Source organism: Microbacterium sp. BK668, assembly GCF_004362195.1.
Taxonomy (GTDB): domain Bacteria; phylum Actinomycetota; class Actinomycetes; order Actinomycetales; family Microbacteriaceae; genus Microbacterium.
In genome coordinates this window covers 1,540,033-1,558,083 of record NZ_SNWG01000001.1, presented here as the reverse complement: position 1 = coordinate 1,558,083, position 18,051 = coordinate 1,540,033, and the positions used below count along the sequence as shown (strand labels likewise).

At 71.9% G+C, this 18,051-nt stretch carries 1 protein-coding gene (only partly in view); it reads right to left on the bottom strand.

Annotation, left to right across the window (positions count from 1 at the left end; all coding sequences use genetic code 11):
* Positions 1 to 18,051, bottom strand: partial view of a Calx-beta domain-containing protein gene (locus tag EV279_RS06815; protein WP_133542104.1) — the 5' portion only. Its footprint begins 13,596 nt before the window's first position; only the first 18,051 of its 31,647 coding nucleotides appear in the window; it begins with the start codon at positions 18,049 to 18,051; its stop codon lies beyond the left edge, outside the window.

The following is an 18,051-nucleotide window of genomic DNA, read 5'->3' as shown; positions in this document are numbered from 1 at the left end:
GACGATCGCGAGGCCGGCGAGGAGCGTCGTGCGCGTGTAACCTTCGACGCTGATCTCGGAGTCGGCGTCGGAGTCGGCGCCCAGGGCGATCGCGTAGGTGTAGGTGTGCGCGTAGGCCTTCGCGGAGTCGACGAGGGCGGCGATGCGCACGTGTCGGCCCGTGATGGATCCGCCCACCTCCGTGAGGGTGTCGGCAGCGTCCGCGCCGACGCCGATCAGGACGTTCGCCTCGGTCTCGGCCGATGCCCCGAGGCCCCCGACGTCGGCGACCGAGTCGGAGAACCCGTCGAAGGACGTGTGGGACTCGACGGCCAGGCGGTCTGCGGCGACGAGCGTGCCGCTGGAGACGGTCTTGGTGGTGTAGCCGCCGCGGGCGTCGGTCGATCCGAACGAGCCGCCCACGAGACCGCCCTGCTGGGTCGAGGCGAGGACCTTGGGTCGCAGGTCGCTGAAGGCCGCGATCGTGAGGTCGTCGCGGGCCGTGAGCTGGGCGGCCGCTTCGACGGTGATCGTGTTGGTGATGAAGGTCGTCGCGCGCGCGTCGGAGTCGCCGATCGATATCGCCCCGCCTCCGGCGTTGCCGGCGACGCCCTTGGCCTGCGCGGTGCCGTGGGTCGTGATCGACACGTCCGTGCCGGTGATCCTGGCGTTTCCGCCGATCGTCACGCCGACCGTCACGGTCGTGCTCGCGCTCGACGACGCCTTGGAGACGTTGATCGCCCCGCCGCCGCCGCCCGCCGCCGACGCCGAGATGATGCCGTCGGTCGAGCTCGTCGCGCCCGAGGGGCCGCCGATGCCGTTGAGCTTCTGGATGCCGCTGGTCGGCGTGAGCTGGAGGATCAGGCGCTGGGTGCCGCTGCCCGAGCCGGTGAGGTCGACGCCCTCCACCCGGAACACGTGCGGGTAGGCGCCCCCGCCGGTGAGGTTGATCGCGCCGCCGTTGAACGTCTGCGAGAGCTGGAAGCTCGAGCCGTTCGCGCCGACGACCCAGTAGCCGCGCAGATCCTGGAGCGGGCCGAGCGCCCTCGTCGTGGTGGCGTTCAGCTGGTGCCGCACCGTCGACGGGCTCGCCCCCGGGTTGAGGGCGATCGCGACGACGCTCGCGCTGCCGAACCCGCCGTCGTCACCGCCGATGCCGCCCGAGAAGGTGCTGTTGCACACGCCGTTCGCGCCGAGCGCGATTCCCCGGGCGTTGCAGTAGGTGGTGGCGAGCCGCAGCTGGTTGCCGCTCACCCGGATGACGAAGTAGGTCGTGCCGCTGGTCAGCCCGCCGATCGCAGCGCCGTTCGCCTGGTACTGCATGGGCGTGCCGCTGAGGGGCACCGAGTCGGCGACCCCGACGGTGATCACGTTGCCGCTGACGCCGGCGGACGAGAAGAAGTTCGATGCGGGGGCGGCGTGGTAGGTGACGTACTGGCCGTTGCTGAGGCTGCCGTTGATCCGGTCCGTGCCGAGATCGACGTCGGCCGGCAGCGCGACGGCCTGAGGGGGCGCCAGGACGTCGACCGACGTGAGCTGCAGCTTCAGGCGGAATGCGTCGATCTTGTAGACCTTGTATACGCCCGCCGACAGGCCGCCGATGGCGCCCCCGACGGGCTGGTAGACGACGAGGTCGCCCGTCTCGAACCGGTGCGACTGGAAGCCGAAGTCGATGATGTCGGTGTCGGGGTCGATCGTCGCGCCCTCCACCACATCGAGCGTGCCGGGGTTGTCGAACGTGAACTCGAGCCCGAGTTGCAGGGTGTTCGCTCCCGTGACGATGACGTTGATGCTGCGCCCGTTCAGTCCGGTCGCGATCGGGGCCCCGGCACCCAGCGTGTCGTAGATCACGAGCTGGCCGGTGTACGCATCGTGCTTGAGCGCGAACGAGATCGTGTTGCCCGACACGTTCGTGCCGGCGTTGAAGGTGCCGTCGGAGCTCGGAGTGGGCGGCTCATTGGCCGTCGCATCGATCGTGACGTCGCCGCTCGTGCTGGTGATCGACGCGCCGCCGGTGACGACCACCGTGACCGTCGGGTCCATCGTCGCCGTCGCGGAATAGGTCGAGATGCGCAGAAGCCCGCCTGAGACGCTCGAGGTCGAGGCATCCGCGTCGTTGAGGCTCTGCGCCTTCGCCGAGATCGCCCCGGTCGTGAGGATGACGCTCGAGCCGCCGCCGAGAGTGGTCTTGACCTTCGGCGTGCCCTTCGCGGTGGAGCTCGAGCTCGAGATCTCGAGCAGCCCCCCGCCGGCGTTGTCCATGCCCGCCCGGGCGAGGTCTTCGGCCTTGGCCAGCACCACCAGGATGGAGGCACCGCTCGAGGTGCCGCCCGAGACGATGCGCACGGAACCGAGCAGGTTGGCCTCCGTCGTTCCGCTCGCCTCGGCGGTCGGATTCGCCGACGGGGCGATGCTGACGAGCCCGCCCTGAGTACGGTCGAAGCGGGCGAGGGCGTAGTTGCCGGAGAGCGACTCGAGCGTCACGGTGCCCGACGGCGCGGCCAGCGTCGCGCCGCCCTCGACCTCGGCCTTCGTGGTCGCCTTGGCGACGGCATCCAGGCTCGCCGTCCCGATGGCCAGGAGCAGCGACGCGCTCGCCATCTTCGAGGACGCCTCGACGATGTTCGTGTCGATGAACTCGGTGCCGTCGAAGTTGTGCCAGGCCGAGATCGTGACGCTGCCGGTCGTGGACCGCGCGGTGCCGGTGCCCGTGACGGCGGTGCGGATGCTCGACTCGTCCGTCGCGTCGACGTCGGCGGTGCCGACCGCGGCGAGCGCGGCGAGCTGCAGTGCGCGGTACTCCGCCGACACCGAGGTGCGGACGTCGGACCGGACCAGAACGGCGCCGGTCGCCACGAGCGTCCCGCCGACGAGCGTGCGTACGACGACCGAGACCTTCGCCTGCTGGCTGCCGACGTTGACAGCAGCGCCGAGCGCGCCGCTGAACCCGCGACCGGCCGTGTAGGCGCGCGCCCTGACGATGGCCTGGACGGACGCCGAGCCGATCGTGCCGGATGCCCCGTGGAAGCCCGCGTCGACCGTTCCGCCCGAGGTCGCCGTGCCGCTGACGATGCCGACGCCCGCGCCGATGCCGGCGGCGAGCGAGAACCCGTCCACCTGCGAGTCGCCGAAGGATCGGGCGGTGACGGTGAGCGAGGTCGCGGTGACCGTCGTGCCGGCGCCGACCACGGCGCCGACGATCGGCGAGTTGATCGCTTCGGCGGATGCCCCGGCGACGCCGGCCGCCAGTGCCACGGCGCCCAGCGAGACGCGGGCGAAGGCGGGAGCGACCACGGTGGGCACGTTGTTCCCGACGAGCGTGTTGTACGTGTAGGTGGGCGAGATCGGCGTGCCGTCGTCCTGCATGTTCGAGCGGGCGGTGAGGCGGACGTTCGCGCCGAGCAGCACCCCGCCGCCGACCGTGAACGCGCGGACGGTCGGCCGCAGGTCGGCCTTCGTGGAGGTGACACCGGCTGCCACACCGAGAGCCGCACCGAAGCCCTGCGCGTCGACGATGGCGGTCGCCGTGGTCGAGGCGGTGAACGCGGCTGTGCCGCCATTGGCCCGCACTTCGGCGCGGTCGCCGAGGTACGAGCGGATGACGGGTGTCGAGGTGGTCGTGGCCTTGACCACGGCGGCCGCGACGCCCAGCGAGAATCCGCCGGCGCGAGAGGTCGCGAGCGGCTGGGAGGTGAGGCTCGCGGTCGCGGTGACTCCGCCGGCTCCCGAGGTCGTCACGGTGGCGGGGTCGGCGGGATTGTCGGCGGTGTCGCCCTCCGCGGGTCCGATCCACGTCGCGACGGACGTGGAGTCGGTTGCCCGCACCTGCGCCCCCGAGACGCCGATGATCGTCACCTGGACCGCAGCGCTTGCCGCGCTGGGCGTGCTCGTGCCGCCGGCAGACAGGCTCACGGATCCGGCCGTGACGTTCGCGCGGTCGTCGACGAACGCGTTGATCGCGCCGCCGGTCGTCGCCTCGAGGTCGACGAACGAGATGCTGATCGGCGAGAGCGAGACGTTCGTCGCGGTCGCCGTGGCGTTCGCGGTGCGCGTGGCGGAGATGCTCGCAGCGCCCGAGCCGAGGGTCACCGTCTCGTTGTAGCCGATGTAGGCCTCCGTCGTGCCGCCGACGGTGGCGCGCGGTCCCGACACCAGCACGTCGGCCAGCGGCGAGATGCCGACCATCTTCGCCTCCGCCGAGGCATCCGGAGTCGCGACTGCGGTGATGGTGAGCGAGCCTGCCTGAACCGTCTTGTCCGTGCCCACGAAGGCCCGCGTGATGCCGGTCACCTTCGCGTCCGGCTGGAGCAGCGAGACGGTCAGCCCGCCGCCCGTGCCCCCGCCTGCGGCCGCGGTCGCGTCGTCGTCGGACGTCGCCGACACCGTGACCGCGCCCGACCCGACGTTGGCGCCGCCGATCGCCGCCTCGGTGAGGGCGGTCACCTCGGCGAGCGCGTACGCGACGGCGACCGCGACGATGCCGACGGCGATGATCTCGGAGGCGTCGGCGGTGGCCGTGTTGTGCGACACGGACGTCGCGGACGCCGACGTGCCGTTCGTCACCTGGCCGAGGTAGCTCGCGCGGGTCGCGCCGCTCACGCGTGCGACGGGCAGCTTGACGTCGACGGTCAGCAGGCCCACCGTCGGTCCATCGGAGTTCGAGGTCGCCGTGTAGGTCGAGTCGCTCGTCACCGTGAAGGCGCCGCTGGTGTGGGCGGTCCCGCCGTCGCCGCCGGCGATCGTGTCGGCCGAGATGAGCGCGACCGTCTCGGTCGCCGAGAGGCTGAGCGCTCCGATGCCGACGAAGAGGCTGTCGGCGTCGGCGACCATCGTCGCGTCGGCGTTGAGCGTGATGGATCCCGAGCCGCTCACCGCGCCGTTCAGCTTGGCGCGGACCGAGCCGCTCACCGTCGCGTTCGCCGTGACCAGGCCGGCGCTGATGCCGCCCGCCGAGCCGCCGCGCACCCACGTGCGGGCGTAGTGCTGCTGGCCGTCGCCCGTGGTGAGCTGCGCGTCGACCGAGACGGCACCCGACACGTCGACGTTCGCGTTCGCGTCGATGACGGCATCCGTGTCGCCCGCGGCGCGCGCGTCGGCGAAGACACCGGTGCCGGCGAGGCCGAGCGAGACGGTGAGGACGTTGACATCCGAGACGGCCTGGTTCCGCGCCCGGACCTGCACCATGAGGCTCGCGGTCTTGGTCGCCGTGCTGGGGATGTCGCCGTCGAACGACGCCTTCGTCGGGGCGTCGGTGTAGGCGATGCTCTTCTGCACGCTGAGGCTCACACCCACCCCGGCGCCGACGGCCGTCGTCGTCGCCGAGACCTTGTTGGCGGAGGTGGCGCTCACCAGGACGGCGCCGGCGGGGGCGCTTACGGCGGAGGTGGCGAGGACGAGCGCGTACGTCACGGCCTCGGCGGTGATGCGGGCGTCGGCGACGTTGACCGCCACGGCGCCGATGCCGCCGATGGTGACGAGGATCACCTCGGCGACGGCCAGGTTCGCGCTCGTCGCCGAGACCGTGACCCCGGCCGCCCCGGCAGTGAGGTTGCCGGCCACCGATGCCGTCGTACCGGCCTTGACCGTCGCCGTCGGAACCGAGACCGCGACGCCGAACAGCCCGCCCCCGGCGCCCATGCCCGTCGCGACGCGCGCCTCGTTGCCGCTGGACGCCGTGAAGGAGATCGAGCCGCTGCTGGAGATCGTCTGGTTGTCGTCGGCGTCGCGCGAGAGCGCCTCGACGTCGGCGCCGCTGCCGATCTCGGCGGAGAGGACGGCTGCCGCGATGCCCGCTGCCGCGGAGACGGCGACCACGATGCCGTCGGCCTTCGCGAGGTTCTTGCCGGTCGCGCTGACCGAGACGGATGCCGAGCTCGTCACGTTCCCGTCGAGGATCGCCCGTACGGCACCGCCGATGTACGCCTCGGCGAAGAAGAGACCGATCGAGGCGCCGGCGGCGATCGAGACGATCCGTCCGATGGCGAGCGCTTCGTTGCGGAGATTCGCGCCCTTCAGCGCCGCGGTGACCGCGACGCTTCCCGACGAGGAAATCGATCCGCCGGAGGTGACCTGAGCGACGACGTCGGCGTCGTCGGTGATCCGGGCGCTGGCGTACGCGACGCTGAGGGCGAAGGCTGCCGAGATGCCGGCGATGATGACTTCGGCCTCGGCGCGGTTCTCGGCGAGCGCCTGAACCGTCGCGTTCGAGGACCCTGCGACCGTGCCGCTCACCGTCGCAGTGGTGTGCCCCGACACCGTCGCGACGGGGATCATCGCCGCGACCCCCGCCACGCCGCCGACGATGCCGGGGGCGTAGGCGCGGACGATGTTGGAGGCATCCGCCTTCACGAGCACCGCGGCTGAGGTGTTGACCGAGCCGCCCAGCTCGGCCTCGGTGTCGCGGTCGCTCGTCGCGATGACGACCGTGAAGCCGAACGAGAAGGCGCCGACCGTCACGTTGAAGGTGCTGCCCGAGATGCGCTTGCGGTCACCGGTGGCGACGACGCTGACAGGGCCGGACACCACGACGCCGCCGGTCGTGAACGAGGCCGCGCGCGTCTTCCCTGAGTACTCGATGACCGACACGATGCCGCCGAGCGCGATTCCGGCGCCCGCGACGACGCCGACGGCCCAGGACGTGGGATCGAAGTGGTCGGTCGCGCTCACGCTGATGCCGCCGATCGCGCCGTCCGCGCCGATCGCGACGACGCCGCCCTGGCCGATGAGAGCCTGCGTGTCGCCGGACACCTCGATCACCGAGACGGCCGCGCCCACCGCGCCGAGGGCGATCGTGATGCCCACCGCGAAGCCCGCGACCGTCTTGGCGGAGTCGGCGGTGACGAAGATCCCGCCGACGGCCTTGCCGACCGCGGCGGTGGCGTCGATGTGGGCCGTGGTCGACGAGGAGTCCGTGAGGACGAGGATCTGACCGGCGATCGCGACGGCGCCCACGGCGCCGGTCACGGCGATGATCGTGATGTCCTCCTCGAGATCGGCGGTGACACGCACAGCGCCGCCTGCCGAGACGACCGCTCCGCCGAAGATCCCTGCGTCGACGCTGCCCGCGATGGTCGTGATGGCGATGCCGGCGCCGATCGCCCCCGCGCCCCCGGCGACCGCACCGGCGAGGACGAACACCTCGAGCCGCTCGCGCGCCTCGACCTCGACGTCGGCGAGCATCGAGTGGACGGCGCCGTAGATGCCGGCCGACACGCCCGAGGGCGGAGCGGGCTGCGTGAACTGGTCGGATGTCGGGCTGGTCTGGCTGTACGATCCGTTGACGCTCGAATCGGATGCGGCGGCACCGCCCGTGACGCGGAACCGGTAGTCGTCGTCGGCGTTCGCCCAGCGGACCGTGTCGACGTCCGGGGTGAGGTTCGCGTTCGCGATGGCCGCCTTGGCGCGGTAGCGATGTCCGCCGAAGCTCACATAGGCGCCGGCCGCGTAGGCGCTGCCGAGCACGAACGCCGCGGTGCCGTCCGAAGGGGCGCCGTCCAGCGCCGACTTCCAGCCGTCCTTGACCGCATACCAGTCGGCGTTGCTCTCGGGGTTCGCCGCACCGGCGAGGATGTCGTCGGTCGCCTGGTACTTCGTGCCGTTGAAGGTGACGTAGTCGCCCTTCGAGTAGGCGGCGGCGTTGCTCCAGGCCGGGGCGGGAGCGTCGCTGCCGTTGCCCGAGGCCACCTGGTCGGCCTGGTGCTGACCGTTCGCGCCTTCCCCGTCGGTCGCGCTCTTCGGGGTGTCCTGCTGCCACTTCGAGGCGTCGGTGCCGGGCTGCACGCCCTGGCTGTTGCCCTTGGCCACCCAGGTGTTCCCGCCGAACGTCACGACGTCGCCCGTCGTGTACGACGTGGCGGCGCTCCAGGCACCACGGTGCGGACCGTTGGCGTCGCTCGAGTACGACGCGGTGGGGGCGGTGCCGATCGACCACACCGACACGGCACCCGCGACACCGACGAATCCGCCGCCGATCGAGACGGCGTACGACTGGACGTGCTTGATCGCGAGCGCGTTCACCCGCACGTCGCCCTTGGCCCACACGTCGGTCTGCGTCGCGAGGTAGGCGTTGACGGTGATGGAGGCGACACCGATGTCGATTCCGCCCGAGGCGCCGACGAACCCGCCCGCGACGCCGCCGGCGAACGTGAGCGAGTCGAAGACGTCCGTGGCGATGACGGCGACCGCCTGAGCGTTGTCGACGCCCGCGACGATCGTCCCGGCGCCCTTGTTGACGGTCGTGCTGATGTCGACGTACGCCCGCGTGATGACGGTGAAGACGTTGACGCCGATGTTCGCCGTGACGCCGACGAATCCGGCGCCGACCCCCGCGACCAGCCCGAACAGCTTCTCGGAGGACTGAGACTGGACGACCAGGCCGCGGAACGTCACGGACGGGAAACCGGAGGCGCCCAGCGTCCCGGCCGCGACATCCGTGAATCCTCCGCCGAGCGCCTTGACGATGACGGTGTTGCCCTGGCCGAGGTAGGCCCGGGTCGTCTTCTCGATGACCGCGACGCCGACACCGACCCCGACGCCGACGTAGCCGGCCGCGATGGAGGCGGTGATGAGGATGAGCTGCGATGCGTCGTTCGCGAAGACGCCGACGTTGTTGTCGGCCCGGAGAGTGACCCCCGTGCCCGTGAAGGCGTTGGTGAACTCCTTGATGACCGTGACGCCGACCGTGCCCGCGACGCCGACCGTGCCGCCGCCCGCCGCCGCGTTGACCGAGATGACCGCGGTGCGGGCGTCGGCGCGGATCTCGATGTTGTTGCGGGCGTTGACCACGGCGCCTGCCGCGATCGAGGCGTCGGTGTGCAGCTCCACCACCCGGACGGCGACCGAGGCGCCGACGCCTGCCGAGCCGCCGACGGCGATGGATGCCGCGATCCCGAGTGTGCGGAAGCTGTTCACCGCAGAGACGAGCACCGACTGGGCTCCGTCGGCCGAGCCCGCGTTGGCCGCGCACGCCAGGTCGCCGTCGGCGCAGTTGATCCTGGCTCCCGCGCCGATCGTCGCGGTGGTGTGGACCGTCACGACGGCGATCGAGCCCGACAGGCTGACGGCCGCCGTGCCGGCACCCCCTGCGGCGATGCCGATCGATCCGAGGTAGTCGCTGTTGGAGGCGGTGACCGCCACGCCGCCGAAGCCCGTCCGCACCGGCGGGTTGATCACCTGGGGCCCGACCTCGGAGCCGGGTCCGGCGGGGAGCATGCCCGAGGGGACGAGACTGTGCGAGCGTCCGCTGCCTGTCGACGTGAAGTCGATGGGGGTGCCGCGCGCGATGTCGGCGGGGGTGTTGCAGTCTTCCTTCTTGCCTGTCGCCTCGCACTTCGTGCGGACGAGCTGCACGCGGCTGAGGTCGACGTCGTCACCCGGGTTGGTGGTGAAGAAGTAGTAGGTCCGGCCGTCGACGAGTCCGCCGATCGGGGTGCCGCCGCCGGCGCTGTAGACGACCGGATCGCCGTTCTTCAGCACCATCGGCGTGGTGCCGTCGTCCTCGTAGAGGACGTAGGGAAGCACGATGTAGTTGGATCCGACGCTCACGGCGCGTTCCGCCGTGAATCGGGCGGAGACGTCCGAGGCGACGCCGGGCTCGGTGGTGGGGACGAACCGGTGGTTCTCGCCCATGATGGCGCCGCCGGGCAGCGACAGCCCTGTCACCGCGAAGCCGGGTGCGCACGAGAACTCGCTCGAGCCCGGCGTGAGCGGCGGGCCGCGCTTGGTGCACAGCCGGATCGCGGTGGCCGAGACCGGGATGACGAAGTAGGTCGCGCCGCTGATGAGGCCCGTGATCGGCGCGCCGCCGCCAGCGTCGTAGATGACCTGCTGTCCGTGTTTGAAGCCGTGGTTGTACCCGAGGTTGATCGTGGCGCCGTCGGCCTGCAGGCCCTTGCCGTCCAGGGGGTTCTGGGGGCCGGGGAAGGGCGTCGGCCAGCCGCCCAGAGTGCCGCGGGGATCGAAGCGCGTGTCGGTGCCCGTCGTCGCGTAGCTTCCCGCGATGACCGTCGAGTGGGTGATGTGGCCGGGCAGGGCGAGCGCGGTCACGCGCGCGTTCGCTCCGATGGTCGCGGTCGTGGTCTTGGTCACGACCGGTACCGCAACGCCCGCTCCGACGGCCGCCGTGCCCGCGACCGAGATGTTGCCCGCGATGGAGAACAGGGTGAGAGCGGAGTCGGCCGAGACGATGACGTTGCCGTTCGCACGGAGGTCGGCGGCCGAACCCACCGTCGCGGTCGTCGTGATCGAGATCACGGGCACCGTCACGTTGACGTTGACCGCCGCCGTGCCTCCTCCGCCGCCGCCGACCGAGATGGACTTGATGTCGTCGCGCGAACGCGCGTCGACGACGATGTCGCCGTTCGCCCGCACCAGGGCGGACGAGCCGATCGATGCGGCGGTCGTCTTCTGCACCGACTGCACGTCGACGCCCACGCCGACGCCTGCCGTGCCGCCGACCGCCAGGACGCCCGCGAGCGCCAGGAGCTCGAGTTCGTCGGATGCGCGCACGACGACGTTCTGCGTCAGTGCCGGCGCGGTGTTCGCGCACGAGAGGCCGACGCAGTTCGCGCGGGCGCCCGTCCCGATCCGGGCGGTCGTGGAGTGGTCGAGCACCGTCACGGTGACGGATCCGCCGACCCCGGCCGACTGGCCCCCTGCGCCGCCGACCGCGAGCAGCAGGTGATCCCCGGTCTGCTCCGCCTCGACGGTCAGGTCGTCGCGCGCCCGCAGGTCGGCGCCGTCGGCCACGAGCGCCGAGACATGGCTGTCGCGGACCACGACCGAGACGGATGCCCCGACCCCGGCGCCGCTCGTCGACACGGACAGGTTGCCGCTCGCGAGGTCGGCGGAGGTCGTCTTCTCCGCGTGCACCGTGATGTCGTCGAGGGCGTCGACGACCGAGGCGCCGATCTCGGCACGCGTCTGGGGCGACGATCCGCCCTGGTTCGCGACGACGACCAGCACGGACCCGGTGGCCGCCACCGAGCCCGCGCTCGCCGCGCCGGCGACGGCGAGGACGAACCAGTCCTCCGTCGAGATCGCCTCGACGAGCACCGATCCGCCCGCGCGCACCGATGCGCCCGATCCGATCCAGGCCCGCACGTCGGAGTTGGACACCTCGACGACGACGGTGATCCCGACGCCCGCCGAGTCCTTGCTCAGCGCCAGCGTGCCGCCCACGTCGACGATCTCGAGGTCGTCCTGGGCGCGGACGGTGACGTTCTGCCCCGACCCTCCGACGGCCCCGGCCTGGCCGACGAGCGCGCCGTCTGCGATCCACGCGCGCGTGGAGAAGTTGATGATGTTGACCGCGAAGGCGCCGGTGACGGCCGCCCCGCCCGAGCTCGCGGCGCCGGCGATCGCGACGTTCGTGAGCTTCAGCCAGTCGATCTTGCCCTTGAGGGGTGCCGGCACGTCGGGAACCAGGGCGACGAGCGTGCTGCTGGAGGTGACCGCGAGAGCCCCGCTCGCGTCGACCGCCGTGGGCGTCGCGAGGGTGGAGGCGATCCAGGCCCGCGTGCCGACCTCGAGGAAGTTGACCACGAACGCGCCGCCGATCGCCGATCCCGAGTCGGTCGAGAGCGCGCCCGAGATCGCGAGGTTCTGGAGCCCGATCGCCTGAGCCGCCGTGACGGTCACGCCGCCGGCCGGCGCATCGATGTCGGCACCCGCGCCGATGCTCGCCTCGGTCGTCAGCAGGAGGATCTGGACGGCGGCGCTGCCCGCGACAGCGGTGCTCTTGCCGCCGCCCGCGGCGAACGACCACACGATGAAGTCGTTCCGGGCCCCGGCGGGGAGCACAGCCGCGACCGTGACGCCCGTCTGGCCCGAGACCTTCGCCCCCGCGCCGATCAGCGCGATGTTGTCGACGTCCTGCACGTTGAGGCCGATGGTCGCGCCGACCTTGGTGCCGCCGGAATCGAGGTCGATCGCCGAGCCGACCCCGAAGGCGTAGGCCCGCAGGAGGAACTGCGACTGCACCGTCACGCCCCCGGCGGTGGCGATGACGACGACGTTCGGGGCGATGCGGGCGGTCGAGCTCGCGACCAGCCAGTTCACGGCGACGGCAGCGGCCACCGCCGTGGTGTTGTTCTGCTGGGAGCCGGACTGTCCCGACTGGCCGGCCTGCGCGTCGTTCGCACCATTGGCGCCGTTCGATCCGTCGGTCCCGCCGTTGGAGGTGGGAAGCGACGCGGTGGAGTCCTTCGTGCCCTGCGTGTTCGGGTTGCTGTTGCCGTTGACCTGTTCGGACGACTTCTGGTCGCCGCTCGAGTCTGATTCCTCGGCACCCTTGGCGCTGGCCACGGAGCGCGCCTCGGTCCGGGCCTCCGACGTCGCGATCACCTGGACGCTCGTGCCCTGCACGCTGCGTGCGATCTCGGCGAGGGTGTCCCACTCGACGATGGCGTTGATGGCGAGGTCGACGCCGACCGCCGTGCTCTTGCCCGCGGCATCCGCCTTGCCCTCGGTCTTGACCCACAGGACGTGCGTCGCCGTGACCGAGACCGCGCCCGTGCCCGTGTAGCCGCTCGCGGCGGATCCGATGCGCGCCGTGACATCGTCGTCGACGCTCACGACGAGCGCGACGACGGGCGTGACGGCCGTGCCGCCCTCGGTGCCGCCCTCCGCCTTCGTCGCCAGCTCGCGAAGCCCGATCGCGGCGACCGTGAGACCCGCACCGCCCGTGATGGCGGCGGCGTTCTCGATCTCGGCGCGCACATCGCTGCCGTCGATCACCTGCAGCGAGAACGCCGCGCCGACGCCCGTGGCCGAGCCGACCGCCGCACGGCTCGTCGCGTTCGCGGCGTCGCGCTCGTTGCTGTGCGCGCGCACCGTGCTCGCCGCTCCTGCGAGAGTCACCACGGCCCCCGTGCGCACGACCGCCTCGGTCGTGTTGTCGAGGACGTTGATGGCGAGGGCTCCGGCGACGCCCACGCTGTCGGCCTTGCTGGCGCCGGCGCGGGCGACCGAGGTCACCTCGTGCTCGAACAGCCGGAAGAGGGTGTCCATCGCCGGGCTCCCGGGCAGCTGATCGCCGGACCCGACGGTCGCCGAACCCTGGAGAACCCACTGATGCTGGTCGTTGCGCTTGTAGAACCCGGCGACGTTCGATCCGTCCGCCTCGGTGAGCTGGAACCAGGTGTTCTCGGCGATCTCGTCCTTGGGGAGCTCGCCCTTCTGCTTGACGGTGAACTTCGTGACGAACACCCAGGTGCCGCCGTCGCGCTTCCACACGCTGCCGGCCGGGTGGCCGTCCTTCGCCTTCTTCAGCAGGTAGTACTGGCCGTCGCTCGCGCCGCCGGGCAGTTCGTCGACGGTGCCGGCGAGGCTGACGTCGGTGTCCATCGTCCAGTTCGAGCCGTCGAAGGCGTACAAGCCGTCATCGCCGCCGGAGCCCCCGTTCGTGGTCACGAAGTACTTGTCGTCCTTCGACGGGCCGGGGAGCTGCTTGCCCGACTCCACGACCTCCCAGCCGGTCCCGTTCCACCGGCGCACGACGTCGTCGGTGTCGCCGGAGAGCATCCCTGCGATGACCGTGAGCCCCGCCGCCCCGATCGTGGTGACGCCCGTCGTCGCCCGGACCGTGATGGCGACGACCTGAACCGCGACGCCGGCTCCGACCCCCACGGATCCGTCCGTCGCGGAATCGCCGGATGCCTCGGCGCGTGCGTCCGTGTCGCCCCGGGCCTCGAGCGTCACCGCACCGGTCGTGGTCACCGAGATGCCGTCGCGGAAGAGCGCGCGCACCTCGCCCGATACGACGTTGATCGCGATCGCGCCGGCGATCGAGACGCTCGACCCGCCGTTCTCACCCGATGCCGCCTTCGGCGTCGACGAGGTCGAGGACGCGCCGCCCGCGTTCTGCTGCTTGCTCTCGTTGGCCTTGCCCAGGTTGTCGTCGGCCTTCTTGTTGACGTCCTTGCCGCCCGCGCCCGATCCCTCCGAGGGCGAGGCGCCCTTGGTGGCGGCCGCGGCCGTCGTGAGCACGTCGACGCGCTGGAGGGCCGTGAACGAGACCGCGCCGGTGGCGACGATGCTGCGAGCGCTGGATGCCTCGGCGACGATGTCGTCGAGGACGGCCAGGGCGAGCGAGACGCCGATGCCGGCAGTGCTTCCCGCGACCGTCGAGCCCTTCGCGATGGTCTTCGCGGTGACGGTCTGCGTAGCGGAAGCGGTGATGCTCGAGGCGCCGAGCGGGGTCTGGCTGGCGCCGAGCGAAGAGGATGTGCGGACGGAGGCGACGACGATGGCGACGGACGGCACGATGGTGACGGTGCCCGATGCGCCGCCGGCTTCCGACTCGGTGGTGAGGGTCACGTCGTGGGTGGCGGTGAGGGACAGTGCTCCGGCTCCCGTCACCGGAGGTCCGCGTGTGGGGTCGGCGACCTGCGAGATGCCCGCGTACACGCGGTGAGTCGGGAGGTTGAGGGCGAGGGACGCCCCGAGGCCCACCGTCGCTCCGCCGGACTGCGTCGCCTTCGCGGTGGCCTTGTCGGTGCTCTTCGAGCCCGCGGCGATCGTCACCGCTCCGCCCCCGACGATCACGACGCCCGGCACGGGCCCGGGTCCGGGGTGCGGACCGGGGTCCGTGCTGGCGAGGACGGCGGCGGTGGTGTCTTCCTCGACGAGGTTGAGGGCGAAGGCCCCTGCCACGCCCAGGGTGCCGCTCGTGTTGCCCGCCCCCGCCTCGGCGATCGCCTGGAACGTGTGCGTGGTGTCGGCGGCGACCGGCTTCACCGCGGCGGTGATCGTGAGGCCCGCGGCCTGCAGCGCCGCACCGGCTCCGACGCCCGCCTGGTTGATGAGCCGCACCTTGTTGACGGCGAGCGCCGCGCCGATGCCGACCGAGCTCGAGTTGGTCGCCGTGCCCTTGGCGGTGGCCGAGGCATCCGTGTTGTTCCGGGTGATGAAGGATGCCGTGCCCGTCGTCTGCAGCGACGCCCCGTCGCTCAGCATGGCGATCGTCGCGGAGCGCACGAGGTTGAAGGCGATCGCGGCAGCCACGCTGACGGTCGTGCCGTCCTCGTTCTGCGCCTTCGGCGTGGTGGACCCGCCTCCGGCGCCGCCCGTCGTGCGCCCCGAGGCGTTGCCCAGCTTGTCATTGGACTTCTGATTGACGTCCTTGCCGGTCGAGTCCTTGCCGCCGCCCGACTCGCCCGGCGCGCCGGTGGCGCTTGCCTCGGCACTCGTCGCCGTGGTCGAGACCCCTTCCGCTGTCATCGCCACGGCGCCCTGGGCCGTGACGCGGCGATCGATCGTGGAGCGCGCCTCGTGGTCGGCGGAGGTGAGTGCGAAGGCGATCGCCGCCGCGAGGGTCGCGCCGGCTCCCGCACCGGTGGACCCGGTGGCGCTCGTCGTGGCCTTGGCCGTCTGCGAGGCCGTCGCGGTGATCGCTCCCCCGATCGCCAGGAGCGGGCCGGAGCCGATGCTCGCGACGGTCTTGACGTTGTGGATCGCGATGCTCGCGACCCCGGTGAGCGACGCGGTCGTGCCGCCGTCCGCCCCGCCGATCGTCTCGGTGGTCGCGTCGTCGGCTCCGGTGGCGGTCGCCGTGAGAGAGGCGAGCCCCGCTGGGGACGCGCCGTCCGCGACGCCGGCTTCCACCGTCGTGCGGACGAGGGTGAGGGCGACCGAGGCGCCGGCGCCGACGGCGCTGCCGTTGCTGCCGGCCGCCGCCTGCTTGGACGTCGCCTTGGCGACGCTCTTGTGGCTTCCGCGGGCGCTGAGCGTCACCGCGCTGCCGCCGAACGTGCCCGTGCCGCGCAGCTGCGCCGAGGTGCGGGCATCCTTCTTCACGACCGCGAGGGAGCCGGCGATGGCGACGTTGCCCGAGCTCTTCTTGCCCGAGACGCCGGTGGCGGTGTAGGTCGAGTCCGCGGTGGCCGGCTCCGAGGCGGCGACGGTGATGCCGCCCGTGGCGGTCAGCAGGGCGTTGAGCAGGAAGGCCTGCGTCAGCAGGTCGACGATGATGATCCCGACTCCGATAGCGAGGCCGAAGCCGCTCGATCCCCCGGAGCCGTCTGTCGTGCCGCCGTCGCCGTCGGCGATCACGGTGTTCTTGGCGGTCGCCGTGACGGACGTCGCCCCGGTCGTCGTGACCCTGGAGCCGGTGATGTGCGCGCGGGTGTCGTTGTCGAGGACGGCGACCGAGATGGCGCCCGCCACGTCGATCGCGCCGTCGCTCGTGGACGACTGCCCGTTGCCGCGGCTCGCGCTGTTGGAGTTCTTGTTGTTCTGGGTCGCGCCGCCCTTGCCGGCCTTCGACTGCGCCGTCACCGTCGACTGCTGGTCGGCGAGGATGGCGACCGATGCCGCGGTCGTCCCCGTCGCATTCGTCGAGTCGATCGCCGCTTCGGTCTTCTGCTGCAGATACACCACGGCGACGCCGGCGCCGCTCGCGGCATCCTTCGCGTCGCCGACACCGGTGAGCGTCGCGACGTTCGAGGCCGCGAGCCCGAGAGCTCCGCCGACGACGGCGCGGGCGGTGTCGGTGATCTTGCCCACGGCCGTCGACCAGACCGTGAGGATCGCGACGGCGGCGTCGTAGCTTCCGGGTGCCTCCTGCTTCGAGGCGTCGGCCTGAGGCGTCGCGCCGGCGGTGACGGTGGACGTCGCGCTGATCGTCGCCGTGCCGTCGACGTCGACGACCGATGAGCCGCCGATCCTTGCCGTCGCGTTCGACGTGACGAAGGCGGCGTCGCCGTACTGCTTGTTCAGCGTGAAGGGCCCGACGGTGGACGTGGCTGTCGCCGTGAAGTCGCCCGTCGCAGTGATGTGCGAGGCTCCGCGCACGTCGACCGTGGCGTTCGAGTCGACGATCACGGCGTAGGCCGTCGCCGCCGAGGCATCCGGGATCACCGACGAGGTCGCCGTGAAGACGATGTCGTCCGCGGTGATCGTGCCGCCGTCCACGATGACCTCTGCGGTCGCGTCGTGGTCGAGGCACCCGAGGATGCTGAAGTCGTCGAAGTCCGTGCAGTCGGCGACGTTGAGCGGGATGCCGTCGGTGTTCGACGCCGCCGCCGCCAGGGTGACCGACCCCGCCTCGATGGTCGCACCGTCGACGAGGATCCGCTCGAAGGCGGCGAGGAAGGCCGCGATGCCGAGGTTGATGGTGCCCTGGATCGTGAGCCGGTCGTAGCCGCCGCCGCCGGAGATGCTCAGCGTCTGGCCGGCGGCGGTGGGAGCGGCGAAGCTCGTCGTCTCGAACTTGGCGTTGAGGCTCCGCAGCCGCAGGAGCAGCGAGTTGACCGGATCGACGTCGAGGACGGCGTCATCGTCGTCGCCGTCGCCGAGGTTGAACGTGACGCTGCCGCCGCCCCCCGTGTTCGTGATCGGCTCGATGTTCGTGTAGACGACGGTCGTGCCGCCGAAGAGCATCGTGCCCGATGACGCGTTCACCGGGTTGGAGACGAAGCCGGCGCCGTTTCGCGTGACGAGGGTGTCGAAGCCGGCAGCGCCGTCGAAGCCGATGACGATGCCGGGGTCGGTGCCCTGGAAGTCGATCGTGAAGGTGTCGTCTCCGGAGGTGCCGACGACGCGGATCTCCGAGATCTCGGCGAGCGAGCGGGTCTGTCCGCCGAAGGTCACCGTGCCGTCGCCGTTGAACGCGAGCGTCCCGCTCGTCCCGCTCATCGAGATGAACCAGGGCGCGGGCGCGACGTTCGCCGGTGCGACGGGAGCTTCCGCGGCAGGCGCGGCCGGCTCCGGCGCGGACTCGACCGGACCCGGCGCGGGAGCGGGCGCGACCGGGGCGGGGCCGGGAGCAGGCTCCGCGGGTGCCGGCTCGGGTTGCGGCGCGGGAGCGGGCTCCGGAGCCGGTGCGGGTTCCGGCGCGGGCTCGGGTTCCGGTGCCGGAGGTGCTTCCACCGGCGGCGCGGGCTCTTCGGTCGCCGTGGGCTCGGCTGCGGGATCGGTCGTCGCGTCGAACGGCCGCACGTCGAGCATCGCGGGCGCTCCGACGATCGCATCGGCTCCGCGGACGCGCGGCGCCCCCTCGACCGAGACGGGGGTGGCGGCCGGACCGGCGGGAGCGACGGCGGCCTGCGCGGGCGCAGCCGTGGGAACGGTCAT